This is a genomic window from Actinocrinis sp. (assembly GCF_035653575.1).
Lineage (GTDB): Bacteria > Actinomycetota > Actinomycetes > Streptomycetales > Catenulisporaceae > Actinocrinis.
In genome coordinates this window covers 1-27,000 of record NZ_DASRBQ010000034.1, presented here as the reverse complement: position 1 = coordinate 27,000, position 27,000 = coordinate 1, and the positions used below count along the sequence as shown (strand labels likewise).

General features: G+C 71.1%; 11 protein-coding genes. 3 read left to right on the top strand and 8 right to left on the bottom strand.

Going from position 1 to position 27,000, the window contains the following annotated elements:
- Nucleotides 1-5: 5 nt before the first annotated feature.
- The 8 genes from VFA06_RS05765 to VFA06_RS05730 form a co-directional block, all read right to left on the bottom strand.
- Complete coding sequence (locus VFA06_RS05765) at nt 6-9,473, bottom strand: SDR family NAD(P)-dependent oxidoreductase (RefSeq protein ID WP_324839359.1); 9,468 nt, start codon at nt 9,471-9,473, stop codon at nt 6-8.
- An 86-nt stretch (nt 9,474-9,559) separates the two neighbouring features.
- The gene (locus tag VFA06_RS05760) at nt 9,560-15,901 is read right to left on the bottom strand and encodes a type I polyketide synthase (protein ID WP_324839358.1); all 6,342 of its coding nucleotides are present in this window, start codon (nt 15,899-15,901) and stop codon (nt 9,560-9,562) included.
- A 24-nt stretch (nt 15,902-15,925) separates the two neighbouring features.
- Complete coding sequence (locus VFA06_RS05755) at nt 15,926-17,191, bottom strand: FAD-dependent monooxygenase (RefSeq protein ID WP_324839357.1); 1,266 nt, start codon at nt 17,189-17,191, stop codon at nt 15,926-15,928.
- Nucleotides 17,188-17,973 carry a 2-oxo acid dehydrogenase subunit E2 gene (locus VFA06_RS05750; protein WP_324839356.1) on the bottom strand — a complete coding sequence of 262 codons (786 nt, stop codon included), beginning with the start codon at nt 17,971-17,973 and terminating at the stop codon, nt 17,188-17,190. The genes VFA06_RS05755 and VFA06_RS05750 overlap by 4 nt, the downstream gene beginning before the upstream one ends.
- Nucleotides 17,970-18,257, bottom strand: coding sequence for an acyl carrier protein (locus tag VFA06_RS05745; RefSeq protein ID WP_324839355.1), 288 nt, complete (start codon nt 18,255-18,257; stop codon nt 17,970-17,972). The genes VFA06_RS05750 and VFA06_RS05745 overlap by 4 nt, the downstream gene beginning before the upstream one ends.
- Nucleotides 18,247-20,247, bottom strand: coding sequence for an HAD-IIIC family phosphatase (locus VFA06_RS05740; RefSeq protein WP_324839354.1), 2,001 nt, complete (start codon nt 20,245-20,247; stop codon nt 18,247-18,249). The genes VFA06_RS05745 and VFA06_RS05740 overlap by 11 nt, the downstream gene beginning before the upstream one ends.
- Nucleotides 20,244-21,305: a 3-oxoacyl-ACP synthase III family protein gene (locus VFA06_RS05735; RefSeq protein ID WP_324839353.1), complete on the bottom strand. Its 1,062-nt coding sequence runs from the start codon at nt 21,303-21,305 to the stop codon at nt 20,244-20,246. Before VFA06_RS05735 ends, VFA06_RS05740 begins: the two co-directional genes overlap by 4 nt.
- A 198-nt stretch (nt 21,306-21,503) precedes the next feature.
- The gene (locus VFA06_RS05730; protein ID WP_324839352.1) at nt 21,504-21,842 is read right to left on the bottom strand and encodes a YrdB family protein; all 339 of its coding nucleotides are present in this window, start codon (nt 21,840-21,842) and stop codon (nt 21,504-21,506) included.
- Between the two features lie 211 nt (nt 21,843-22,053).
- Here VFA06_RS05730 and VFA06_RS05725 point away from each other — a divergent pair, with 211 nt between their 5' ends.
- The 3 genes from VFA06_RS05725 to VFA06_RS05715 form a co-directional block, all read left to right on the top strand.
- A complete protein-coding gene (locus VFA06_RS05725; RefSeq protein WP_324839351.1) occupies nt 22,054-23,220 on the top strand; it encodes an AfsA-related hotdog domain-containing protein in 1,167 nt (388 codons plus the stop codon).
- A 31-nt stretch (nt 23,221-23,251) separates the two neighbouring features.
- Entirely contained in the window at nt 23,252-25,936 is a 2,685-nt protein-coding gene (locus VFA06_RS05720) for an AfsR/SARP family transcriptional regulator (RefSeq protein ID WP_324839350.1), read from the top strand.
- A 102-nt stretch (nt 25,937-26,038) separates the two neighbouring features.
- A partial coding sequence (locus VFA06_RS05715) for an FAD-dependent monooxygenase (RefSeq protein WP_324839349.1) occupies nt 26,039-27,000 on the top strand: 962 nt, incomplete at its 3' end.

The window sequence follows — 27,000 nt, the reverse complement described above, 5'->3', positions numbered from 1 at the left end:
GGTCCTCACAGTTCCATGGCGAGGTCGCGCCGGATCGCGTCGAGGAGTTCTTCCTCGGTCAGTTCGCGCTGGGCCGGCGGGTCGCCGGCCGGCCGCTCGGTGGTTGGCGCCGGCTCGGTGCTCGGCGTCGCGGCGGGTGCCGGATCCGGCCCGGTTGCCGGTGCCGATCGCGTGGGCTGCACCTGCTCTTGGCCCCGCACCCACTCCTGGCCCTGCGTCGCGCCGGCCTCGTCGCGCACGAGGGTGGTCAGATGCCGGGCGAGTTCCTGGATGGTCGGGTAGTTGATCGCCACCACGGCGGACAGGTCGTCGTCCATGGCGTGGCTGAGCAGGTCGCCGAGGTCGATCATCATGATCGAGTCCATGTCCATCTCCTCGAACCCGCAGTCGTCGTCCACCTTGGCCGGGTCGCCGAGCAGGTCGCCGGCGAAGCCGCGGATGGTGTCGCGGGCGAGGTCGTAGCGTTCGTCGGCGTCCAGGGTGCGCAGCCGGTCGCGCAGCCAGCCGCGCGCCTTGCCGGACGCGTCGGTCTCCACAGCCACACTGTCTGCTGTGTTGCCGTCTGCTGCGTTGCCGTCCGCCGCGTTGCCAGCGGCCTGCGCGGGCTCGGTCGCGGTCTCAGGGCGCGAACGGTCCTTCGTCAGGTGCGCGAGCAGCGCGGCGCGCGGGTGGTCGCCGATCTGTTCGGCGTACTGCTTGAAGTCGGCGTCGATCGCGAGCAGCCGCGCGGCCGAGGTCGTCGCGGCCAGTGCGAGCACCGGCGCGGCGGCGGAGTCCGTCAGAACTTTGATTCCCAGCTTCTCGGCGGCGCGTCCGGTCGCCGCGTTCGCAGCCATGCCGCCCTTCGCGGTGGCGATCCACGGTCCCCAGTCCACGCTCGTGGCCGGCACGCCGGCCTCGCGCAGGGTGTGCGCGAGGCCGTCGAGGAAGCCGTTGGCTGCGCCGTAGTTCGCCTGTCCTGCGGAGCCGAGCAGCCCGGCCGCGGAGGAGAAGAGCACGAACGCGGTCAGCTCGATTCCGTCGACCGCCGCGGCGAGCACTTCCGCGCCACGCGCCTTGGCAGCGAAGACGGCGGCAAAATCCTTGGCGGTCAACTGGTCGAAGGCGTGGTCCGCGGTCACTCCGGCGAGGTGGAAGACCCCTGACAGCGGTGCGTTCTCGGTCGCCGTCGCGACCGCTCGGGCGACCGCCGCGGCGTCGGTGACGTCGCCGCTCACCGTTCGTACCGTCGCACCCGCGCCCTCGAGCTCGGCGATCACGCCGCGCGCCGTCTCGTCCGGCGCGGAGCGGCCGAGGAGCGTGAGCTGCCGCGCGCCCTGCTCGACGACGGTTCGCGCGACGCTCAGGCCGAGGGCGCCGAGTCCGCCGGTGATCAGGATGCTGCCGTTCCAGGCCGGAGGCTCGGCGGCCGCGGGCGCCGGGATGAGGCGCGGGATGCGCAAGCCTTCGGCGTCCAGACGCAGCCGGGTCTCGGTGATCGTTCCGTCGGCCGTGCGAGCGAGGATCGCGGTAAGTTCGTCCGTCGACCAGTTCTCCCCCAGCTCGACGCGGACGACTCGGCGACGTGGCTGTTCGGCTTCGAGCGCCGCGAGCATGCCCCAGAGCGCCTCGCGGACCGCGGCTGCCCGCGTGCGACCGTCGCCGAGGACGACATAGGGCACGTCCTGTGGCGCGTCCTTGAGCGCGGCCCACAGGTCGAGTGCCGCCTCCTGGGCCGCGATCGCGTCCAGCGCGCCATCGAGGTCCGCGAACCGGGCGTCGAGGATGAGTTCGGCTGCCGATCCGTTGCTCGCCGCCAGATCACCGACGAGCGTGTGCCCGTCCGCGCGAAGCCGAGCCGCAAGAGCCTTGCCCGGCTCGTAGCCGTCGCCGAGCACTGCGATGCGCCGAGACGCGTTCGTCGGCGCGGACTGCTCCGGGCAGGCGACCCAAGCGAGTTCGTAGGCGTTCGGCGTGCCCTTGCGCAGACTCTGTCGCAGGACCGTGCGACCGACCGGGCGAACCCGGAAGCCGTCGGCGACGATCAGGCTCTCCCCGGCCGCGTTGAACAGGTGCAGGTCCGCGGTCTCGACGTTCTTGCGGCCGTTCGGCAGCGGCTTGGACTGCACGATCCGTACGTGGCTCCACAGCTCCCCGCCCGGCGCGGGCCGCCCCGGGAAAGCGATCTTGTCGATGGCGAACGGGATCGCGAGCGACGCCGCCTTCGTGACCTGATCGTCGACCATGAACCCTGCGATGCTCTGGAAGTAGGAGTCGATCAGGCCGGGGTAGATCTCGTAGTTCTCCAGTGGTTCGGGGACCGGCGGTTGCTCGTACCGCAGCAGCGCCTCGTCGCCGCGCAGCCAGATCTCGGCGATCCACCGGAAGGACGGGCCGAGGGTGTAGCCGAGTTCGCGGAAGAAGCCGTAGAAGGTCTCGCCCGAGATGTGCCGCTCCGCGCTCGCGATGAACGCCTCGCGGTCAGGGGCCTGACGAGCCGTCGCGGAGGCGGCGCCGAGCAGCTTGGCGTTCAGGTGCGTTTCCCAGGTGCCCCGGTCCGGGTCCACCAGGCTGTGGATGCCGAGCGCGGTGCCGGCGCCTTGGCCCTCGTTCAGCAGCAACTGCACGTCGTACTGCTCGCCGTCCTTGATGACCAGCGGGAGCCGGCACACCAGATCGCTGATCGCGACCGGCTTGCCGTTCCCGCCGACGGCGGAAAGGATCGTCGCCAGGTGCGAGGAGGCCGGCACGAGTACGGTCTCTTCGATCCGGTGGTCGCCGAGGTGCTTGGGGAAGGCCGCGGTGCGCTCGAAGGCGAAGGCCCTGCCCTTGATCGCCGGGGAGCGCAGCTGCGCGCCCCAGTGCTTGCGCTGATCCTTCGCTGGAGCGATCGGCTCGACAGCCGCGGCCTGGACCGGCTTGACCCTGGTCCAGTAGCGGGTGTCAGCGAACGGATACAGCGGGGCGTCGGTGCGGCGGTTGCCGGTGGCCGCGTGCACGGCCGACCAGTCGAGATCCTGGCCTTGCCGATAGAGCATTCCCGCCGCCGTCAGCATGATCGCGCGATCGGGCGCGCCGCGGTTGAGGGAGGGCACGGCGCCGCCGTGCGGCACGAGCTCGGCCGCGGTGATCATGTTGATCAGGGTCTGGTCGGGGCCGAGTTCGAGCACGGCGTCGACGCCGAGTCCGGCGAGCTGCTGCGCGCCCTCGTGGAAGCGCACCGGCTGGCGCACGTGCCGGAGCCAGTATTCGGCGTCGAAGTCGCTCGGGCCGCCGACCGTGCCGGTCAGGTTGGAGATGACCGGGGTGTGCGGCCGGCTGAAGCTCATCGGCGCGGTGATGGACCGCAGCTCGGGCAGCATCGCGTCGATGAGCCGGGAGTGTGCGGCTGCTGAAATGGTCAGCACCCGCGCCTTGACCTCCTCGGCGCGCGCTCGTTCGGCGACCGTCTCGATCTGGCCCGGCAGCCCGGCGACGACGATGGACTGCGGTCCGTTGATCGCGGCCACGTCGCAGTCGGTGCCGCGCAGCCAGCCCTCGACCCGCTCCAGCGGCGCGGCGAGGGAGAGCATCGCGCCGCTGCCGGTGCCCTGCATCAGCCTGGCCCGGTTGACCACGAGGGTGAGGCCGGTCTCCAGGTCCATGACTCCGGCGTAGATCGCCGCGGCGATCTCGCCGACGCTGTGGCCGGTGACGACGGACCCTGTCACGCCCCAGGACTTCCAGAGCGCGGCCAGGGCGAGTTCGAGCGCGACGGTGGTCGGCTGGGTGAACCGGATCTGGTCGATCAGCTCCTCGTCGGCGCCGTAGAACATCAGGTCCAGCAGCGAGATGCCGAGTTGCGGCGCGGCGATGACGTCGCAGGCGTCGATGGTCTGGCGGAAGACCGGCTCGGTCTCGTACAGCTCGCGGCCCATGCCGAAGTACTGGCTGCCCGCGCCGGAGAAGAGGAAGGCCACCTTCGGCGGCTTGGTCCGCGCCGGCTCGCTCGCGGATCCGGCCGCGGACCCAGAATCGGAGTCGAGAGTGTGCTCGCGAAGCCCGGCGAGCAGTTCGGCGCGGTCGGCGCCGAGCAGCAGCCTGCGCAAGGGGAAGTGCGCCCGACCGGACGCGGCGGCGGTCGCCAGGCGGCCGAGTTCGTCCTCTGGCACGCTCGCCAGCCTGGCCTGCCAGAGCTCGGTGAGACGGCGCAGCCCGGCGGGGTCGGGCGCGGAGATCGGCACCAGGTACGGAACCGTCTGCTCCCCCTCGGCGACGGGCTTCGGTTCGGCTGCCGCGGCTGCCACGACCGGCGCGGCCTCAGCCGCCTCGCCGAGGATTACCTGCGCGTTCGTGCCGCTGAAGCCGAAGCTGGAAACCGCCGCGTAGCGGGGCCGGTCTCCGGTGCGCCAGGAGGTGAGCGAGTCCACGACGCGGATGTTGACCTCGTCCCAGGGGAAGAAAGGGTTCAACGTCTCCGCGTGCAGGCTCGCCGGGAGCTGACGGTGCCGCAGCGCGAGAACCGTCTTGAAGACCCCTGCCATGCCCGAGGCGGATTCGCAGTGCCCGATGTTGCTCTTGATCGAGCCGACGTGCAGCGGTTCGCCCGGCTTGCGGTCCTTGCCGAAGACGGCCCAGGCGGCGTTGAGCTCGATCGGGTCGCCGAGGGAGGTGCCGGTGCCGTGCGCTTCCAAATACGACACCGCGGCGGCGTCGATCCGCGCGTCGGCCAGCGCGGCGGCGATGACCTGCTCCTGGGCGGCTCCGTTGGGTACGGTGAGCCCGGAGGACGCGCCGTCCTGGTTGACCGCGCTTCCGTGCAGCACGGCCAGTACGCGGTCGCCGTCGCGTTGCGCGTCGCTGAGTCGCTTGAGGACGAGCACGCCACAGCCTTCCGCGCGGACGAATCCATTCGCGTCGGCGGAGAAGGTCTTGCAGCGGCCGTCCGGCGAGAGCATGTGCGCACGGCTGATGGCGACCGAGCACTCCGGCGACACGATCACGTTCACACCGCCGGCCAGTGCGCGATCGATCTCCCCAGATCGCAGAGACCTGATGGCCAGATGCAGGGCGACCAAGGAGGACGAGCACGCGGTGTCCACAGCCATCGCCGGACCGGAAAGCCCGAGCAGGTAAGAGATGCGGCCGGCGGCGACATTGAGTGAGGTGCCGCTGCCGAAGTAGGCGTCGAGCTGGTTCAGCCCGCCGCGCTCAAGCAGCCGGGAGTAGTCGGAGTTGGTGACGCCGACGTACACGCCGGTCTTGCTGCCCTTGAGGCTCTTCGGGTCGATCGCGGCGTCTTCGAGGGCGTGCCAGGCGGATTCGAGCAGGAGGCGCTGTTGCGGGTCGAGGCTCTCGGCCTCGCGGGCCGGAATGCCGAAGAAGGAGGCGTCGAAGCGGTCGATATCGCGTAGGAAGCCGCCCTGGTCGGTGCTGATCGTGCCGACGCGCAGCGGGTCGTTGTCGTGCAGTGCGGCACCGTCCCACCGATTGGCCGGCACCGGACCGACCGCGTCGCGGCCTTCGCGCAGCAGGTCCCACAGTTCGTCGACGGAATCGGCGCCGGGGAAGCGGCCGGCCATGCCGACGATGGCGATCGGCTCGGCAGGAGACGCGACCGCACCAGATGACGACTGCGACGCGGCCCGTTGTCCCGCTGTGGCGGACAAAGTCTGCGTCACAGCGGCTGTCGGCTGCGTCGCGCTGCGCGTGGCACCGGATGCCCCCGCAGCTGAGGGCACCGGCTTCGCTGTCACGTTCGCCGGTCCCGCCGCGACCTTCCTGGCGACGTGCTCTGATAGGGCGGTGAGGCGCGGATTGTTGAAGACCTCTGCGACACGTAGCTTCACGGCGAAGGCCACGGACAAGTCACGAGCGAGGTCGACGGCCATGATCGAGTCGAGGCCGAGGTCGAAGAACCCTGTGTCCGGCGGCACCGCGCGGCCTTCGGGGTAGCCCAGCGTCTTGGCTAGCATGCGGCCGATGTGCACAGCGGCCGCTTCGCCGCGCGCGTTCTCGGGGAGCGCCAGCAATTCGTCGCGCAGCGGCGTCGACGCGCCGGCCCCTGCCGCGCCGGTCGATCCGTTCGCGCCAGCAGCTGCGCCGGTCGTGCCGACAGCGGCCACCGCCTCTAGCTCGCCGCCAGCACCCTTAACCTCATCGAACAGGGCCCTGCGACGCAGCGTGCCCATCACGGTCGTGAACCGGGACCAGTCCACGGGGCAGGCGATCAGGAAGCCACCCGGGCTCGCGGAGTGAGCAGCCAGCGTCGAGCAGCCGGTCGCCGGGTCCATCTCGATGATGCCGACCCGGCCGAGGTTTTGCCGCCCGGCCTCGTCAGCCATGCCGTCGAGCGCCCACGCGCCGTAGGCGATGGCCGTCGCGGGCAATCCCGCGGAGACGCGGTAGGCGGCGATCGCGTCGAGTCCACCGTTTGCCGCGGTGTACGCGCCGCGGCCCTCGTGTCCCCACAGCGCGGACGCCGACGAGGTCTGGACAAAGAAGTCCAGGTCCCAAGCGCGATCGCGGCTCAGCAGGTGAAGCCACCAGGCGCCGGCGAACTTCCCGCGCAGCCCCTCGGCGAAGTCGGCGGCCGTAGCCTCGGCCAGCGGCTTGTGCGGCAGGGCGCCCGCCGTGTGGATGATGCCACGTACCGGCGGCAATCCACCGTCACCGTCACAGGCTGCTGCGATAGCGGCGGCGAGGCTCGCGTGGCTCTCGACGTCCGCGCTGCGGTAGACGACCCGCGCACCGAGTGCCCGCATATTGCCGAGCGCGGCGGCAGCGGCGGCGTGCAGATCGGCCTCGGGTGTGCGACCGACCAGGAGCAGGTGACGAGCGCCGCGCCGGATGAGGTCCAGCGCCATCTCGCGCCCGATACCGCCGAGCCCGCCGGTCAGCAGGTACGTCGCGTCCGGGTGAACCGGCAGCTCAGGCCGCCAGTCGGCCGCAACGGGACGGATCCGTGCACCGTAGGCGCGACCCTCGCGGACTGCGAGCAGGTCGTCGGCCGCTGCGTCCGGGGCCGTCCCCGAGCCGGTGAGAGAGAGCGCTATTGCCGCGTCGGCGGCGTTCGGCTCGGCCGGTAGATCGATGACTCCGCCCCAGACAGAGGAGTATTCGAGCCCGAGGACAGGCAGCAATCCGTGCAGCAGGCCGTGGTTTCCGGCAATGATCGGGTCCTGGCCGGTGACTTGCCGCGTGGCGCGGGTGAGCGCGTAGACCTGGCCGGGCAGGCCCGAATCGGCAAATGCCCGCACTGCGTGGGTGATCGCCGCGCACAATTCGGCCCCTGCGGCGGTGGGATCGGACACGTCAACGGCGTCTGATGTCTCGGGCAGCGGCGTCGCCTTCTGCGCAAGAATCAAGCTGATCGGTCGGCTTTGTCCCGCCCCCGCACCTGCACCCGCATCCAACTGCGCGCCGCGCACTTCCCAAATCGCGGACCAGTCCGGCACCGCCGGGCCGATAATCGCATGTGTTAGCCCGTTTGCCTCAGCGCTGGCAGCCAATAGTTCGATCAGCTCGGCGTCGTCGCCGGCCAGGACGACCTCCCGGTCCGCGCCTTGCGTTCGTCCCGCTGAGCCGGACAACTCTTGCCACTCCAGCTCGTACATCGGGACTGCGGATTGCTCGGCGAACGGCGCATCCTCGCCGGGGGCCTCGACCTCGACGTCCGCTGCCGCCGAGTCCTCGGTGGCCGGGCCCTGCGCACCGCCGCTGATCAGCAGCGGCACACCTTCCGGCCCGAGGATGTCGCGCTCCCACGGGTAGTTCGGCAGTGTTATCACCTGGCGCGGCAGCTGCGACAGTCCCGGCAATTCAGGCAGCTGCGACACGGTCGCACCCTCGCGGACCGTGACCGCCTTCGAGCTCTTGCCGGCCGCGAGCGCCCGCAGCGCGTTGAGCGCCTTTGCCGGGGTCGGCGCGGCGATGCGTGCCACCACCGGGTGCCGGGTCCGGCCGTGCGTAGTCGTGTATGCGAATGCTGAGTACTGCTCGCTTGGCAAGTCCGTGAGGCATTCGGCCAGGCGCCCGGCGAGTTCACGCAGCGCGCCTTCGCTCTTCGCGGAAAGTTCGAAGCCTGCGACATCACCGGTCGCCGCGCCGGTGTCTGGTCGCGCACCCGTCGCATCCGTCGCAACCGCGTCGGCCGGACCTAGGATCACGTGCGCGTTCGTGCCCACGATGCCGAACGAGCTGACGCCGACGTGGCTTCCCGCGGCGCTGCGGTCCCAGGGCTGCGCGCTGCCCGAGACCGTGACGCCGGTGCCGTCGAGATCGATGCGCGGGTTCAGCGTCCGGAAATGCACCAGCGGCGGGATGATCCCCTTACGCAGCACGAGGATCGACTTGAGCACGCCAGCGATCCCGGACGCGGCCTCCAGGTGGCCGATGTTCGCCTTCACCGAGCCGACGTGCAGCGGCGCGCCGCCGTTCTTGCGGCCGAGCGCGGCGACGATCGCGTCCATCTCGATCGGGTCGCCGAGCGCCGTGCCGGTACCGTGCGCCTCGATCAGGCCGATGTCGGCCGGTGTGAGTTCGGCGTCCGCGAGCGCCGCTTCGAGTACTGCGATCTGGGCCAGGACGTTAGGCGCGGTGAAGCCCGAGGAGCGGCCGTCCTGGTTTGTCGCAGAGCCCTTAATCACCGCGTGGATGCGGTCGCCGTCGCGGATTGCCTGATCGAGCCGCTTGAGCGCGATGACGCCGGCACCCTCACCGCGCACGTAACCGTTCGCGCGCGCGTCGAAGGTCTTGCACCGGCCGTCCGGGGCGAGCGAGCGAGTCTGCGCGATCAGCTCGGTCGAGCCCGGTGAGAGCACGAGGTTCACGCCGCCGGCCAGCGCGACATCGATCTCGCCATGTCGCAGTGCCCTGACCGCCTGGTGGATCGCGGTCAGGGAGGAGGAGCACGCGGTGTCGATCGCCACCGCCGGACCGGTGAATCCGAGCACGTACGCGATCCGGCCGGCCGCGAAGCTGTGGCCGTTGCCGGTCGCCCAGTACGCGTCGGGCCCGCTGCTCTTCCAATCCTGATAGTCCTGCCGGCCGGTGATGCCGACGTACACGCCGACCCGCGCATCGCGCAGGTTGTCCGGTGGCAGCGCCGCGTCCTCCAGCGCCTCCCACGCCACCTCCAGCATCAGCCGGTGCTGCGGGTCGACGGCGCGGGCCTCGCGCGGGCTGATGCCGAAGAAGTCGGCGTCGAAGCCGAGCACCTCGTCCAGGAAGCTGCCCAGGTTCGGCAGCTTCGCCCACTGTTGGGCGAAGGGTGCGAGACGCTGCTGCGGCCGCTGCCGGATCAGGTCCCGGCCGGACTCCAGCGCCTCCCAGTAGCCGTCGAGGTCGTGGACGCCGCCGGGCAGCCGCAGGCCGGCGCCGACGATCGCGATCGGCGGCTTGCCGCCCTGACCCGCGTCGAGCTGGGCGCGCAGCCGCTTGATCGTGTCCAGGGCGCGGGACAGCGGGGTGACGGCGCTCGCCGAGCCGTTCTCGGTGCTGCTGCTCGGTTCCATGACTGACACAGTCCTCGTCTTCGGCGGTGCGGGTGCGGTGTGTATCAAGCGCGGCGTGCGCTATGCGCGTGTGGCGAACGGTGTGGTCAGGCGGCCGCGGGTTCGGGCAGCCTTTCGCAGAGCACTTCGGACAGGGCGCGCGTGCTGCCGTAGGTCCACAGCAGCGTCGGCGAGAGCTTGAGCCCGAACGCGGCTTCCAGGCGGTTGCGTAGCTCTAGGCCCATCAGCGAGTCGAGACCCAGCGCCTTGAACGGGGTCTCCCGGTCGATCGCGGCCGGTTCCAGGCGCAGCACGCGTCCAGCCAGCTCGCGCACCTTGGCCTCGGCCAGCGCGGGACGGTCGTCGGACGCTGCGGCCAGCAGCCCGGCCAGGAACTCGCTGCTGCCGGCTGCCGCGCCGCCGCCGTCCTGCGCCGCCTGGCGCAGCGTGGACCAGCTCTTCTGCGCGGCGGTCTCCGGGTAGGCGTCGAACCACTGCCGCAGGTTGAGCGGTACGTAGCCCACCACCTGCTGGTCGCGGCCCAGGAAGCGGGCGAGGGCCGGCCACGCTTCCTCGGCGGTGAATCCGCCCATGCCCCGGTCCGAGAGGCGCGCGCCCCGGTTAGCGTCCGCGGCGGCCAGGCCGATGTCCTCGAACGGCCCCCACTGGACGCTCAGTCCCGGCAGGCCACGCCGGCGCCGTGCCTCGGCGAGCGTGTCCATGTACGCATTCCCCGCCGCGTAAGCAGCCTGACCCGCATTGCCGATCAGCGCGGCGGCGGAGGAGAACAGCACGAAGAGGTCCAGCGGGTCGGTCGCCGTCGCCCGATCCAGGTTCCGCGCACCGTCCGCCTTCGGGGCGATCACGCGGTCCAGCTGCTCGGGCTGGAGATTGAGGATCGTCGCGTCATCCAAGAGTCCGGCCGCGTGGAAGACTCCGCGCAGCGGAGGCAGTTCAGCACGCAGCTCGGTGAGGGCCGCATCCAAGGAATCAGCGTCAGTGACGTCGACGGCGACGGTCCGCACCTGCACGCCGCGCTCTCGCAGTGCGCTGATGCGTTCGGCCGCGTACTCGCTTGGCGCGGATCGGCCGAGCAGCGCGATCGCACCCGCACCGCGCTCGGCCAAGTACTGCGCGAGCGAGAGGCCGAGTGCGCCGAGCCCGCCGCTCAGCACGTACGTGCCGTCAGCCCGGAATCGCCCTGCGGGCAAGGGTTCCGGGGCGACCGAGGCGACCGTGCCGGGATCGACGAGCACGAACTTGCCGATGTGCGAGCCGTGCGACATGGCGCGCAGTGCCTCGGCGGCGTCGGCGAAGCCGTACGGGATGGTCGGCAGCGGCTCGATGCCGCCGTCCTCGACGAGCTTCCAGACCTCGGCCAGCAGGCGGGCGAAGCGCTGCGGCCGGCGGGCCATCAGGCCGGCCAGGTCCACCGTGGCCAGGCTGATCCCCTTCTTGAAGGCGGTCAGCGCGATCGCCCGGCCGTTGTAGATGTCCTTCTTCCCGACCTCGACGAATCGTCCGTCCTCGGCGAGAACCTCCAGGCCGAGCGGGATGGCGGCGCCGGTCAGCGAGTTGAGCACCACGTCGACGCCGCGGCCGCCGGTGGCCGCGAGTACCGCGTCGCCCCACCCCAGGCTTCGTGAGTCGAAGACGTCTGCGATGCCGAGACCGCGCAGGAACTCGCGTTTGCGCTCGCTGCCCGCGGTGGCCAGGATGCGCGCGCCGAGGCGCTGTGCGATGCGGACCGCGGCCAGGCCGAGACCGCCCGCTGCCGAATGGATCAGCACCGACTCGCCGGGCTCCAGCCGGGCCAGATCGACCAGGCTGTACCAAGCGGTCGTGACGACCAACGGCAGCGCGGCGGCCTCGGCGTCCTGGATCCCCGCGGGGATGCGCCGCGCGTGGTCGGCGCGCACGGTGACGTGTGAGGCTGCAGCGCCGAAGGCGCAAGCGATGACGCGATCTCCGACTTCGAACTCGGATACTCCCTCGCCGACCGCCGTGACCCGCCCTGCGGCCTCGCCGCCGAGCAGGTCGGCGCCGCCGGACGGGTCGGGGTAGGTGCCCATCGCCTTCATCACGTCGATGAAGTTCAGTGCGGTGGCGGTGACTTCGATCTCGATCTCGCCGGGGCCGGGCACGCGGCGGGCCAGCGGCCGGTAGACCATGCAGTCCCAGAATCCGGGCCGGGACGCGGCGAGGCGGAACGGCTGCAACACGGTGCGCCACGGCGCGGACGGTGCGTCGTCCTCGTCGTACGCCGCGGATTCGCCGCGCTCCAGCCTGCCGACATAGCGGCGCTCGCCGCGCAGGGCGATCTGGTCCTCACCGGAGTCGGCGAGCAATTCCACCGTAAGGGCGTGGGCGGTGGTCGCGACGTCATCGGACGCTGAGATGTCCAGCAGGCAGGGCTGGAGTTCGGCGTGCTCGCGTCGCAGGACCCTGGTGAAGCCCCAGTACAGTGCCGCGCCGGGGTCGGGCTGGTCGGACGCGGCGACCGCTTGGGCGTCCGTGGTGAGTACCGCGAGGCGCGGCGGGAGCGGCAGGTCCAGCACGCTGCGCACCAGCGCGGTCAGCGCGAGCAGGGCCTTGCGCTGCTCGGCGAGTCCGGCGGCAGCCGGCGGTGCGACGAAGACGACTGCATTCGGCGGGCTGCTGGCGCAGCTGAGCTTTTCGCTCCAGGCGGACGCATCATGGGCGCGCTCGCCGGTCAGCGTGACGCGGTCGGCGGTTTGTCCGGCAGCGCAGAGCGCGGCGGAAAGACCCGAACCGATGCCGGTCCCCTGGTAGACCTCTGTGATAATCCAGCTGCCCGGCTCTGCGGAGGCGGCTTCGCTTGCCTCCGCCGTGGATAGCGCCTCGGCCCGGAAGGCGAGGCGGTGAACTCGCTCGGCGTCGCCGTCCTCCGAGGCCGCCGACTCCAACGCCTGGAGCGTCAGCCCTTCCATCGTCAACAACGGCTGCCGGTCGGCGTCGTATACGAACACGTCGATATGTGTGTCGTCGCGGCGCACCGCGTACGACCATGCATCGAGCACCGGCTCGGCCAGTTCCTGCACGAGGTGCACGCACTCGACGGCGACCGGGACCACGGTCGCGTCGCCGTCCACCAGCGCCAGTGAGACCTGGAGCGCGGCGTCCCAAAGTGCCGGGTGCAGGTTGTGCGCGCGGGCTCCGGCGCGGCAGCGGTCGGGCAGGCGGATCTCGCCGAGTGCGGCGCCGGAAGCTTCGTCAATGTGCAGGCTTTCCACGCCCTGGAATGCTGGGCCGTAGTTGAGCCCACGAGCGGCGCAGCCGTCGTAGAACTCGGTGACTTCAACGGTCTCGCCGCTCTCGGCCAGTTCCACGGGGAAGTCCCGGACCGCGGACGCATCGGATCGCGGCTGCCGGATGCGGGCCGAGGCGTGCTCGGTCCACTCCGTGGCGCCCGGTGTCAGTGATTTGAGGATGAAGCTGCCGCCCTCGGTCACATCGTCCCGCCACACCGCGCTGACCTTCGCCGGTTCGCCCGCGAGGGTCAGGTCGCTGCGGAAGGTGAAGCCGTCCAGGGCGCCGGGGACCGAGCCCGCCCTCGCGCGGGCCGCGCTCATCGCGAGCGCCATCATCGCCGCGCCGGGAACGACGACGGCGTCATGCACCTTGTGGTCGGCCAGCCACGGGTGCTCGTCGACGCCGAGGTCCAGCGTGCCATGCCAGGTGTCCTGTTCCGAGACCGCAGGAGCCAGTGCGAATTCCAGGCCGCCGGACACGCCGGCGCGCCGCCGTCCGGCCGGAACCCAGTAGCTCGAGCGCTGCCACGGATACGGCGGAATTTGAACGGTGCGGCCGGCGGGTATGGCGGCAAACGGTTCGAGCCCTGAGACGTAGCCGCGGCCGAGCGCCAGCGCGAAGTCGGCAGCGGACCCGGTGTCGCGGCGCAGCGTGGAAAGGACGGCCGGCGGCTCGGAGCGCAGTGCGGCCAGCTGCTCGATCGCCGGGGCGAGGATCGGGTGCGGGCTGATCTCGACGACGTGGGTGACCGTGTCGCCGAGGAGCGTGGCGTCGTCGAAGAGCTTCGACATCGCGTCGGCGAACATCACCGGCCGGCGCAGGTTGTCGGTCCAGTACTCGGCGTCCATGGCGGAGCCGTCGAGCATTTCGACGCGCACGGTGGACATCAGGGCTATGTCGCCCTTGCGCGGCCGCATCGGTTCGAGGGCGGCGAGCAGGTCGGGCCGCAGCTCGTCCATTTGCGGACTGTGCGAGGCGTAATCGACGTTCACCAGGCGGCAGAAGACGCCCTCGGCGTCCAGGATCTCCTTGAGCGTGAGGACGGCCTCGGTCTCGCCGGACAGCACACACGAGCTCGGGCCGTTGTTCACGGCCAGGGAGACGAGTTCTTCGAACCCTGCGAGGGCCTCGCGCGCGCTCTTGACGTCGAGGTCGACCGCGAGCATCCGGCCCTTGCCGGAGGTGCGGCGCGCGATGGCGCTGCGCCGGGCCATCGCCAGCGCCCCGTCCTCGTAGGAGAGGATCCCGGCGAGCGTCGCGGCGGTCACCTCGCCCTGGCTGTGGCCGATCACGACGTCGGGTTCGACCCCTGCTTCACGCCACAGCTCGGCCAGGCCGAGGGACATCGCCCACAGCACCGGCTGGAGCATGTCGATGCGGGTCAGCCACTCCTCGTCGGATTCGCCGGCAATGATCGCGGGCAGGTCCCAGGCGAAGTAGGGCTTGAGCGCCTCGGCGCAGCGGTGAATCACGGCCTTGAATGTCGGGCTGTTCGCGTACAGCTCGCGGCCCATGCCGGACCATTGCGCGCCCTGGCCGGGAAATACGAACGCGATCTTTCCGCGCTTGCGCGCCCGGCCGCTGACCGCTCCGGGGATCTCAGCCTCCGGATCCTCGGCGAAACGCGTCAACGCCCCGGCAACGTCCTGCGCCGAGCCGGCGAACGCGGCCCGCATCGGGAAGTGGTCCCGGCGGTGGGCGAGGGTGCCGGCGAGGGCTCGCAGGTCCGCGGCAGTCTCGGGAAGGGCGGCGACCAAGTCGGCGGCTCGCTGCTTGAGCACGTCCTCGCGCTGGGCGGACAACGGGAGCAGAATTGGCGCCTGCTCGCCAGGGTCCGAATTCGCTTCCCGCTCCGGAGTGCTGCTCGGCGGCGCGGTCATCAGCACTGCGTGCGCGTTCGTGCCGCCCCAGCCGAAGGAGTTCACGCCGACGTACACCGGGCCGTCCTGCGGCAGCTCCAGCGGCTCGCGCACGACGCGCAGGTTCAGGTCGTCGAAGGGGATATCGGGGTTCAGCTCGTCGGCGTGCAGGGTCGGCGGCACGACGCGGTGCTCCAGAGACAGCACCGCCTTCACCAGGCCGGCCAGGCCGGCCGAGGCCTCCAGGTGGCCGATGTTCGTCTTCACCGAGCCGATGCCGACCGGCCCGAGCGCCCGGTCCCGGCCCTGCCCGATGACGCGCCCGACGCCGGTCGCCTCGACCGGGTCGCCGCGGCGCGTGCCGGTGCCGTGCGCCTCGATGTACGCCAGCCGATCCAGCGGGATCGCACCGTCGCCGTAGGCCAGCTTGAGCAGTTCCTCCTGGCCCTCGGCGCTGGGGGTGACCAGGCTTTCGCCGCCGCCGTCGTTGTTGACCACGGTGCGCACGATCACGCCGTGGATCCGGTCGCCGTCCGCCAGAGCCTGAGACAGGGTCTTGATGTAGAGCGCGACAACGCCTTCGCCGCGCACGAAACCGTCGGCCTTCGCCGAGAAGGCGTGGCACCGGCCGGTCGGCGAGAGACCGCCGAAGTGGGTCAGGTTGATCGAGACGAAGGGGTCGAGGATGAGGTTGACGCTGCCGACGATCGCGCCGTCGATCTCGCCCTGCCGCAACGCCTGCGCGGCCAGGTGCAGCGCGACAAGACCGGATGAGCATCCTGTCTCGACCGTCAGGCTCGGGCCGCGCAGCTTGAGGAAGTAAGAGACGCGCGCCGCGGCGACGTCGAGCGCGTTGCCGACCGCGCTGTGCTGCGTCGCGCCCGCGCCGCGCTCCTTGCGCACGATCTCGTAGTCGTGCCAGGACGCCCCGACGTAGACGCCGGTGCGGGTCGCGCTCAGCTTCGCAGCCTGCTGACCCGCGTCCTCAAGGGCCCGCCAGCTGGCCTCCAGCATCAGCCGGTGCTGCGGGTCGATGTCCTCGGCTTCACGCGGGGAGATGCCGAAGAAGGTCGGGTCGAACTGGTCGACGCCGTCCAGGAAGCCGCCGACCGCCTGGATCGACTTCTCCGGGTCCAGTTGCGTCGCCGCGTCCCAGCGGTCGGCCGGCACCGGGCGGATCGCGTCGCCGCGCTCGGTCAGCAGCCGCCAGAACGCGTCGGCGTCCGGGGCTCCCGGGAAGCGCCCGGCCACCCCGACGACGGCGATCAGCTGGTCGGGATCGTGGCCGTGCGCAACGGCTTCGGCTTCGGAAGTCATCTTCGCTCAGCTTTCCCCTCGGTCTCAGGCCACCGTCGCGGCCTGCTGATTCGCGGCGCGCAGGTCGACCGGGTCGATGCTGTGCTGCGCGTTGATCACTTTGTCGAGCATGCGGTACTTGTTCGGCAGGGAGTTGAGAAGCCGGTAGCGGGTCCGGCGGACGGCCAGCGCCACTGCGCTGGTCTTGGCCAGTGCCCGCTCTTGCATCCGCTGGTGCTTGACCACGAGCGTCTTGTGGGCGCGCCTGGTCTGCTCGAAGTCGGCGAACCGCGCGGCCGGGACTGATCCCTTGGTCTCCGCGAGGGCCTGTGCGATCACCGGGGTCGCGCACACCACGTCCTGGATCGCGAGGTTCACGCCCTGGCCGAGAATCGGCGTGCAGGTGTGCGAGGCGTCGCCAATCAGTACGAGGCCGTCGCGTGACCACTGCGGCACCTGCGCGGTGAAGATCTCCAGGAAGCTGGTGTCGTCCCAGGAGTTCAGGTTCTCGCGCATCAGCGGGCCGAGCCGGGGGTCGATGGCCGCGATCCCTTCGCGGAAGGCTTCGAAGCCTTGGGCGCGCAGGTCGCCGAGGCCGCGCTTGGGCAGGTTGTGGCCGATCCGCAGGAAGTCCGGGAAGGTGGGCACCACCAGCACGTGCTTGTCGGCGACCGCGACCAGTTCGGCGGCGTCACCCCAGTGCGCGGGCCGCGGCAGTTTGAAGGAGAGGAAGTCGCGCTCCATCGGCTGGATGTCGGCGGCGAGGTTCGCCGCCTTGCGCACCTTGGAGAACCGGCCGTCCGCGCCGACCACCAGTCGAGCCCTGATCTGGGCGCGGCTGCCGTCCTTGCGCTTGAGTACCGCGCCGCGCACCTCGCCGTCTTCCTCGATCAGGGAACTGAAGGCGGTGCCCGGTACGTACGCGTGGTTCGGGAAGGTGGCGGCCGCGGCGTGGAAGATGCCGATCAGGGCCGGCTGCGGAATGTCGATCGGCAGCGCGCCGAGCGGGAAGCGGCGGTAGTCGATCTGGAAGACGGTGCGCCCTTCCATCCGCATGTTGATACCCGAGGTCTCCAGGTACCCGTGCTCGCGCAGCGCCGGGCCGAAGCCGAGCTTGCCGAGCGTGACCACGGACGGTCCGGCCAGCGACTCGCCGCGGAACTCGCGCTCCAGGTCGGCCTGCTTCTCCACCACGACGACGTCGACGCCGCGGCGCGCCAGCAGGCAGCCGAGCAGCGCCCCGGCCGGGCCGCCGCCGACGACCAGGACCTCGGTCTCGTCCGGAAGGGTGTTGGTGCTCAGGGCGCTCATTCGGTTCCCCAGTTCTCCAGCGCGGCCTTCGTGGCGGCCAGCAGCTCGGCGGCCTGCGCGCCGTCGAGCAGCCGGTGGTCGAAGGCGAGTGACAGCGTGAACAGCGGCGCGACCGCGATCTGGCCGCCGCGCACCACCGGGGTGTCCACGATCCGCCCGACGCCGAAGCCGAGCGCCCCGTTGATCATCGGGAAGATGGCGCGCACCGGCTCCTGGCCGACTGAGGTCACCGAGAAGACGCCCTGCAGCGCGGTGCGCCGCTCCGGCTTGCGGGTGACCGCGCGGTAGGCGAGGCGGGCTACCGGCAGGGGCAGCCGCTGCACCTTCGCCAGCTGCGCCCAGGGACCGTTCGGGTCCTCCAGATCAGAGTTCTTATACGTGTCGATGACCTGCTGGATCTCTTCCACGTCGGCGTGGTCGGCGCGGAATACGGTCCCTGATACGACGCAGCGCTGGCCGTCGGCGGTGCGCTTGTCGAACAGCACCTTCGCGTGCACGTCGCCGACCGTCGCGACCTTGAGCCGCAGGCCGGGCCGCAGCACGCCGCGCGCCTCGGGACTGCTCGCGATCACCTGGGCCGCGGCCTTGACCACGTAGCTGACGAAGCTGACCTTCGCGCCGGCGTCCTTGCGTGCCTGTTTGATCCGGGTCGCGTCGACGTCGGCCATCAGGTATACGTGCGCGGTGCCGCGAGCGTCTTTCAGGAACGTATACGTCCCCTTACGTGCCGCCGGGAATGCGGCCACGCTCGTGGTCGTGGCCGTCGGCGTACCGGTGCTCATGCCGCGGCCGCCTGCGCGTCGTGCACGACCGCCGCCAACTCGCCGACCGTCTCGGCCTTGGTGAAGCGCTCGAAGTCGATCGAGCCGCCGGCTTCGCGCTCCAGGTAGACCAGGATGCGCAGGGCGTTGACGGAGTCCCAGCCCTCGATCTCGGCGAAGCGCCGCTCGGCGGTCAGCGCGGCGGGCTCGACGTCGAGCAGCTGGCCGACGACGTCCCGTACCAGCGCCTCGGCACTCGCCGTCGCGGAGGGCACGCTCTGAGAAGGCACAGTCTCAGAAGGCATTGTTGATCTCCTCTTCCCGGGTGACGCCGATCCAGCTGGGCAGCTCGGCGAGGTCTCGCAGGGTGTGTCGCAGCTGCGCCGGCCCCTGCTCGTCTGCGTGTTCGTCCACTGCTTCGCCCGCCGCCTCGACCCGCTCGAAGCCGAGCGCGGGGTAGAACCCGGCGAACTTCGCGTTCTTCGCCGTGGGGATGAAGGAGGCGCGCACCTCGCCGGCCCCGGCGGCCGCGGCCGCGCGCAGGATCAGCCCGACGACCGCGTCCTCGACGTTGCGGGAGAAGACCCGGCAGCTCATTACGAAGTTCTCGATCCGCCATGCTCCACCGCGGTCACCGTCGCCACCGCCATCGCCCTCGCCGCCGCCCTCGCGGGTCAGCGACCAGGCGGCGATCAGGCCGTTGTCACCGAAGCGGTCCTTGAGCCGGCCGCCGAAGAACGCCGCCTCGCCGCTCTCCGAGCGCCGCCGCACCTCCTCCTCGGTGTAGCGGATGCCGGTCAGGTTGAACTGGTTGGTCTTGCCGAACAGCTGCACGATCCGCGCCGCGTTGAACTCGCCGAGCCGCTCGACGGTCAGCTGGGAGTCGAGCCCAAGCAGGTACTCCTCCAGGCTCCCGGAGCCGCTCTGCAGTTCCTCCCGCTGCACCTGCGCGCGGTACATCTCGGTGCGTTTGAGGTCCTCGTCGGTGAGCGTCAGCAGGTTGAAATCGCCGCGGCGGGCGACGGTCGCGGCGTAGCCGGCCGGATCGTTCGGCAGTTCCACGGTGGTGACCTGCGGCAGCAGCTCGCGCATGAGCCCGCGCTCGACCGGGTTGTCGTCAACGAAGACCATTGAGTCGACGCCGATGTTCAACGCCGAAGCCAGCTGCCTGACGTTGCCCGGCTTCGGCTCCCAGTTCGCCCGGACCGCCACGAAGGACTCCGGGCGCAGCAGCATCTCCGGGTGGTTGGCGATCGCGTCCTGCGCGATGTCCTCGTCGTTCTTGGACGCGACGGCGAGCATCACGCCCTGCGCGGCCAGGTCGCGTCCGTACTTCTGCAGCTCCAGGTGCGCGGAGCCGGGGTATGCGCCGCCGATCTTCAGCGCGGCCGCGCCGTCGTCGCCGACGATCCCGCCCCACAGGGTGTTGTCGAGGTCGAAGACGAGGCACTTGGCCGCGCGGCCGAGCCCGGCGCGCACCACGCGGGCCAGTTCGGCGGCGTACTCACGCTGGAACTCCGCGCTGAATATGTGCCCTGCGACGTGACGCATCCGGTCGGTGGCGAACGTGTCGGCGACCCGGCACTGGATCGCGGCGGCCGAAAGCACGACCACGCCGGGCTTCTGCGCCGCCAGCCGCAGGATGCCCGCGTTCATCGCGTCCCAGGCGGCTTCCAGCCGGGCCTTGCGGCCGTAGTCGATGACGCTGTCGCGGCGCAGCGGGCTGAGCGGGATCGTGCTCAGCACGATCAGGCCGCCGAGCACCTGCCGGGCGGCGTCGGCCCACTCGCCGAGCCGGTCCGGGAAGGCGGCGCACCGCGCTTCCACCTCGTCGAGATCCAGCGGGTTGGCGACTTCCTCGTACACGGCCGTGTCGTCGAGCAGCAGGGCGCTGACACCGGGGGCGAGGTCGGCGAGGTTGGGCGCGCCGGCCCGGATCTCGAACTGCCACTGGTTGAATCCGGCCGCGCGGACCTGCGGCAGGATGCCGCCGGCCACCAGCGCGGCGGTCAGTTGGTGCGGCAGCGAGTCAAGGGTCGAACTGCCCAGCAACGCTATGTTCTGGGTCAGGAACGCGGCCTCGGCCGCCAACTGCTCGCGTTGCGCCACGCCGCCGAGCATCATCCCGGCCGCCTCGATGTCCAGCGGGTCACCGGCCGCGATCAATGCGTCGAGCAACTGCCGTACTCTGGCGTGTCGGCCGGTGAGCCCTTGCCGCTTGAGCGCTCGCAACTCGCTCAGTGGGCTGATGCTGTTGACCGCAGTCTGCGGGGCCTGACTCACATCGACGCTCATCCCACGCCCTCCCCCGCCAGGTAGCGCAGAGCGAGTCCGGCGATGATCCACTTCGAGGACTCGATCGTGATCCCGAGCACTCGCGCCGATTGCGCGCCGCGGGTCTTGAGCCCCTGCGCCGCCCGGTACAGCTGGATGAAGGGCAGCGCGTTGCCGTTGTTCCCGGTCTCCGCGACGCACGAGACGGCCTGCTCCTCGCGCACGCCGAGCCCCTCGCGGATCTTCTCCGCCATCGCGCCGTTCAGCTGCGGAGTAAGTACGTGGTCGACATCACCGACGTTCCAGCCGGTGGCCTCCTCCAGCTCCTTGAGAACCTGTGCGGACAGCTCCGGGACCCGCTGCTCAATGGCCTTGTAGTCCTCCTGGCCCATCGGCTCGCGGGCGGCCTTGCCGTCGGCCCCGGTGACGGTCGGCGCGCCGTCGGCCCCGTACCAGTGCACGACCTGGGCCGGCTTGAGCCCGCGCCCGACGGTCCGCAGCAGCACATGGTCTACGAGCAGGCCGGGGCCGTCGTCGTCGGCGTCGACCACGGCGGCCCCGGCGCCGTCGCCGAACAGCGCGAAGTTCGCCAGTTCGGCCGGGTTGACCCGCTTGACGTCGTAGTCGGCGGGCCACAGCTTGATCACGCTGTCCGCGCCGATCACCAGGCCGCGGCTCAGGCCGCCGGCCAGCAGCGCCCGCGCCGTGTAAAGGCCCTGCAGCGCGCCGGCGCAGCCCGAGGTCAGCTGGAAGGTCGGCAGGTCGTTGATGCCGAGCCGGTCGGCGACCACGTTGACGGTCGCGGGCATCAGCAGGTCCGGCGACCCGGTGGTCAGGATCAGGAAGTCCAGCGACTCGGCCGGCACCCCGGCCGCGGCCAGCGCCCGCCGGGCCGCCTCGGTGGCCAGGTCGCCGGTGTTCTTCGGGGTGCCGTCTGCGCTCGCGGGATCGCAGAAGAACCGGTGCCGGTTGCCGGTCATCCGGTCCAGCCACTTCTCATGCAGTCCGAAGCGCTCCGCGAGGTCCCGGTTCGTGACCGGCGCCCCCGGCAGCACCTCGCTCAGGCCGATGATTCTCACAGGGATCAGGTCCTTACTGGAGTCCACCTGCCCCGCACCCCGCGGGCCGGTGCAGACGGCGGCGGCGATCTACCGATGACCCCAAGCTAGGAACGCCCTCTTGCGCACGGCTAAACCGGGCGCGGCGCAGCGGATCAGGCCGCCGCGCCGCGAGCCGATCCGGCTCGCGAAGCCTTGGGAACTCTTCTGGCAGAGCCCTTACTGACCCCAGGCCAGCGCCAGGCTCTTGGAGCCCAGCGTCACCATGCCCAGCGCCGCGGCCCACCCCGGATGCCCCGCGGCGAGCAGCAGCGCGGCGCCCGCGGCGAACCAGAGCACTTCGAAGCCGGCCAGCCGCAGCCCGGTGAGCCGGTTCTTGGCCCGCGGCGCCGCGGCCAGGCCCCAGGCGAGCGCGAACGGCAGGGCGAGCAGGACGCCGACCGCGAGCCGCGCGGCGACCGGCGCGTGCAGGTGCCAGCCGAACGCGACCGCCGCGCCGAGCACGGCGAGTTCGATCACGAGCAGAACGAGCAGGTTGAACGCCTTGAGCGGGGCCATGGCCGGTTCCCTTCCGGGCGGCGGCGGGCGGTTGACGCGATCGGGCATTCCCGAGCCCCCGGCCAGCGAATCCCGCCGCGGACCCGGCCGGCGGCCCGCTTGGCCGCGCCTTGGTCGGCTCTTGACAGGGCGCTGAGAGTATCGGATCGCCAGACCCTTCGGACCCACCGGCCGCACTGATCACGGGGGTCCGCGCAGCGAAGGAGACGACGTGTCGACCGACATTCCCGCGAGGCAGTGGACTGACGCCGATTCCGCGCCGGGCACCGGCGGCGGCATCGCCACGGTCGCGCCTCCGCCCGTGCTGTCGCCCGAGACGTCCGCCGGTGCGAGCGCGAACGCGGACTCGGATGTGGATGTGGATGTGGATGTAAACCTGGGCGCGGGCACGAGCGCCGCGAGCGCGACGACGCCCGTCACCGGACACGGCCTCGCCCACCACCTGCTGCACCGTCCGAGCACCGCCGAGGGCCTGATGCTCGGCACGGTGGCGCCGGTGCCGCAGGACTTCACCCTCTCCGCCGCGCTGCCCGACGCGCATCCGCTGTTCAACGACGGGCCCGGCGCGTTCCACGACCCGAACTTCGCGCTCGAGGCGATGCGCCAGTCAGTGCTCTTCGTCGCACACCAGTACTTCCGGGTGCCGTCGCAGCGTCCTGTCGTGCTCGCCTCCAGCGAGGTCGCCATCACCGGCCTGGAGGCCTGGCGGCGCAACGGGCACACCGCGCACATCGCGGTCGACATGGCGCTGCACCCGGTCGACGTGGTCAACGGCGTGCCGCGTGGACTGCGCTGCGAGGCCGAACTGGCGATCGACGGCATGCGCTGCGGCACCGCGAAGGCGCGCACCGTCTTCCTGATGCCGAAGGTGTACCAGAACCACCGGGCGCGCGGACGGGCCGCGAGCCGCACCGAGAAGTTCGGCGTGTTCAGCGACGGACACGGCCACGACCACGCGCGGCCGCGGCCCGAAGCGGTCGGCCGCTCCGACCCGCACAACGTGGTCATCGGACTACCGAAGGCGCTGGACGACGGGACACTGCGCGTGCAGGTCATCCCCGACGCCGCGCATCCGGTCTTCACCGCGAACGCCACCGACCATGTTCCGTCGGTGGTGCTGCTCGAGGCGTCGCGGCAGGCGGCGTTCCTTGCCGCCGGGGAGCTGCACGGCTTCTCCGCCGCGACCTGCGTTTTGACGGAGTGGAACGCGCGGTTCCGCGGTTTCGCGGAGATCGATCTTCCGCTCCACTGCACCGTAGCCGCCGGCCCGCTCGGACGAGGGCCCGGCGGCCATCCCGCCTTCCCGGTCACGCTGACCTTCGCGCAAGGTTCCCGCGAGATCGCGACGGTGGGGGTCACGGTGCTGCAGGACTACTAACGGGGAAAGGCCCGGAAGGGAGGGCACCGACGTGAGGTTCCGCGTCCTGGGACCGGTCACCGTGGCACCGAGGACGCCGACCGCCGCGAAAGTGCGGGTGGTGCTGGCGGTACTGCTGGTGCGGGCGAACGAGACCGTATCCACCGAGAGCCTGATCGACGAGCTGTGGGACAACTCGCCGCCGCGTACGGCGGGAACCACGCTCCAGGTATACATCTCACAACTGCGCCGCATCCTGCTGGAGGGGGATCCAGCGGCCGGGGCGCGCGGGCGCCAGTTGCTCACCCTTCCACCGGGCTACTGCCTCCAGGTCGCGCAGGACGATCTCGACCTAACCAGGTTCGAGGCCTTACACCGCGCGGGCAAGGCCGCCTACGAGCGCGGCGATTTCGCCACCGCGTCCAGCCTGCTGCAAGAGGCGCTCGGGCTGTGGGGCGGCGTGGCGTTGTCCGGTATTCCGCACGGCTACACCCTCTCGGCCGCCGCCGTGCGCCTCGAAGAGCTGCGCATGACAGCACTCGAACAGCGCATCACCGCCGATCTGCGGCTGGGCAGGCACAAGGAGCTGACCGGCGAGCTGATGGCGCTGACCAGCGAGCACCCGCTGCGCGAGACGCTGCACGCGCACCTGATGGTGGCGCTGTTCCGCTCCGACCGGCAGTCGGACGCGCTCAAGACCTTCGCACGCATCCGCCGCTCGCTCGTCGACGAACTGGGCATCGAGCCGGGTCCCGGGCTGCGGCATCTGCACGAGCGGGTGCTGCGCAGCGATCCGAATCTGCTGTGGCGCGAGCCGGCCACCGTCGCAGCCCCCTCAATCACCCCGGTGGTGTGGCTGCCGCCGTCGCTGCCGGACTTCGTCGGCCGCGAGGAGTCGATCGCGACCGCGCTGCGGGCCTTCCCGGACCGCACCGGACGCGCCGCCGCGCCCATCCTGGTGCTCGGCGGCCGGGCCGGGGTCGGCAAGACCACCCTCGCCGTCGAGCTGGCCCGCCGCGCGGCCGACGTCTTCCCGCACGGCCGGATCTTCCTCCAGCTGCGCGGGCCGCAGGGGATGGCGCTTGAGCCCGACGAGGTGATCGCCCAGGTGCTGCACCGCTTGGAACAGGCCCCGAGCGCCGAAGGCGCCGCCGCCGCGCCGCCCTCCGCGGCCGGCGCGGTCAGCGAGCCGCCGGCCGACCGGCTCCAGCGGCTCACCCGGGGTCGCAGGATGCTTCTGATCCTGGACGACGTGGCCTCAGAGGAACAAGTCAGGCCTCTGCTCTCGGCGGTTCCCGGTGTGTTCGTGCTGATGACGACGCGCCGTACCCTCGCCGGGCTCGACGGGGCGCGGCACCTCGTGCTCGACGTGCTCAAGCCGAAGGAAGCGCAGCAACTGCTCGAGGAGATCGCCGGCTCGCGCATCACCGACGACCCGGAGTCGGCACTGGAGATCGCGCGGCTGTGCGGCTACCTGCCGCTCGGCCTGCGCGTCGCAGGGGCCGGACTCGCGGCCCGTCCGCACTGGACCGCGGCGGCGCTGGCGCAGCGCCTCGATGGCGAAGGCGCCGGGCTCGCCGAGCTGGTGGCCGGGGATCTTGACGTCCGCGCCAGCCTGCTCGTCGGTTACCGCGAGGCGGATCCGGCGCACCAGTGGGCCTTCCGGCTGCTGGCGCTCGCCCCGCTGCCCAGCTTCGCGCTGTGGAGCGCGGCCGCGCTGCTCAACGACACGTTGCCGCGCACGGAACGCATCGTCGATCAGCTCCTGCAGTCGTATCTGCTGGAGGTGCGGCAGTCAGCACGCGAATACCCGCTGCGCTACGGCTATCACAGGCTGCTGAGAGCGCTCGCACTGGAACTGCTGGACGGGGACGATCCGATCACGGTCACCGCTGCCGTGGAGCGGCTGTGCACCGCCTGTCTCGCCGTCGCCAGGCATGCCGACGCGATGCTCACTCCGGGCCGCGTGCCATATGAGGCACGGTACGGCACCGTCGTGTCCGACTCCTTCGAGAACGTCGCGCAGCTGGTCGGCGCGACGCCGGTGCACTGGTTCCAGGAGGAGGGGCCGGGGCTCGTCGACGCGGTGCGCCGCGCGCACGCCGCCGGACTGTGGCCGCTGACCTGGCAGCTGGCCGAGTGCCTGTCAGGGTACTTCGACGCGAAAGCGGATTGGCCGGACTGGTCCGAGACGCACGCGCTCGCCCTCGACGCGGCGCGGCGCGAACGCAACGCGCTGGCCGAGGCAGCGATCCTGCGCTCACTGGGCGATCTGGCCTGGCAGCAGCAGCGGGTGCGGCAGGCCGCGATGCACTACGAGGACGCGCGCTTGCTGTTCCTGGCCGCGCGCGACTACGGCGGCGCGGCGCGCTGCGTCATCGGCCTCGGAGACGTGCAGCTGAGCGAAGGCGATCCGCGGTCGGCCGTGAAGACCTACGCGGACGCGCTCGGCCAGTGCGCACAAGCCGGAGACGAGCGCGGGCGGGCGGACGCACTGCGCGGCCTTGCCGTGGTCGAACTGCAGTGTGGGCGCGCCGAGGAGTCGTTGCAGATCTTCGCCGCGTTCGCGGATGCGGCCGAACAGCTCGGCGACCGGCGCTGGATCCAGTTCGCGCACCGCACCCGGGCCTGGATCCTGGAGCGCGCCGTCGACTGGTCCGATCCGCGCGAACCGTGGTCGCCGCAAGCCGTCGAGGCGCGTCCCGGCATCTGGGTCGTCGGCTCCTTCGACGGCTGAGACACTCGGCGGTCTGCACCAAGCCGGACCAACCGAGCAAGTGCCGCTTTAGCCCCTAAATCCACTCTGCCCAAGGACTGTATGTAGCGAGAGGAGCGGGGAGTGAGCACGCGTATTCACACGGGGGTCTGCGTCGTCGGGGCCGGTCCCGCCGGACTGACGCTGGGCCTCGAACTGGCGAAGCTCGGCTGCGAGGTGGTCGTGCTCGAACAAAGCGGCCACTTCGAGCGCTCGTTTCGCGGTGAGGCGATCTCCCCGGACTCGGTGTGGATCCTCGACCGGCTCGGCATCTTCGACCGGGTCAAGGAGCACACCCTCCCGACCCGGCGGATGGAGGTCCGCGACGGCGGCAGCATCGTGCTCGCCACCGACTTCACGACTATCGGCTTCCCCTGCCCCTACCCCACCGAGCTGCCGCAGCCGCCGCTGCTGACCGCGCTCGCCGAGGATGCCTCTCGGCTGCCCTCGTTCACGCTGCTGCGCCGCACCACCGCCACCGAGCTGCTGCGCGACGAGACCGGCCGCGTCGTCGGCGCCTCCTGTCAGGGGCCTGACGGGCCGGTCGAGGTCCGCGCGGCGCTGACCGTGGCGGCGGACGGCCGGTTCAGCAAGGTCCGCGAGCTCGCCGGCATCGCCTACCAGAAGCTGCCGCTGGACCGCGACTTCATCTGGTTCAAAATTCCGCTGCCGTCCTCGTGGGATCCGCACACATACCGTGTCAGCCTCCTCGCCGGCCGTCACTGCGTCTTCATGCCCACGGTCCCGGACCAGATCCGCATCGGGTTCAACATCCCCAAGGGCGAACTCAAGGAACTGCGACGGCGGGGGATCGTCGCGCTGCACGAACGGATCGACGAGCTGGCGCCCGAGCTGTCCGAGGCGGTTCGCGAGCACGTCACGAGCTGGTCGGGCACGTCAATGCTCGACATCTTCACCACCGTCGTGCCGCGCTGGTCGATCCCCGGCCTGGTGCTGATCGGCGACGCGGCGCACACCCTCACCCCGATCCTCGGCCAGGGCGTCAATCACGCCCTGCTCGACGCCGTGACCCTCGCTCCCCTCGT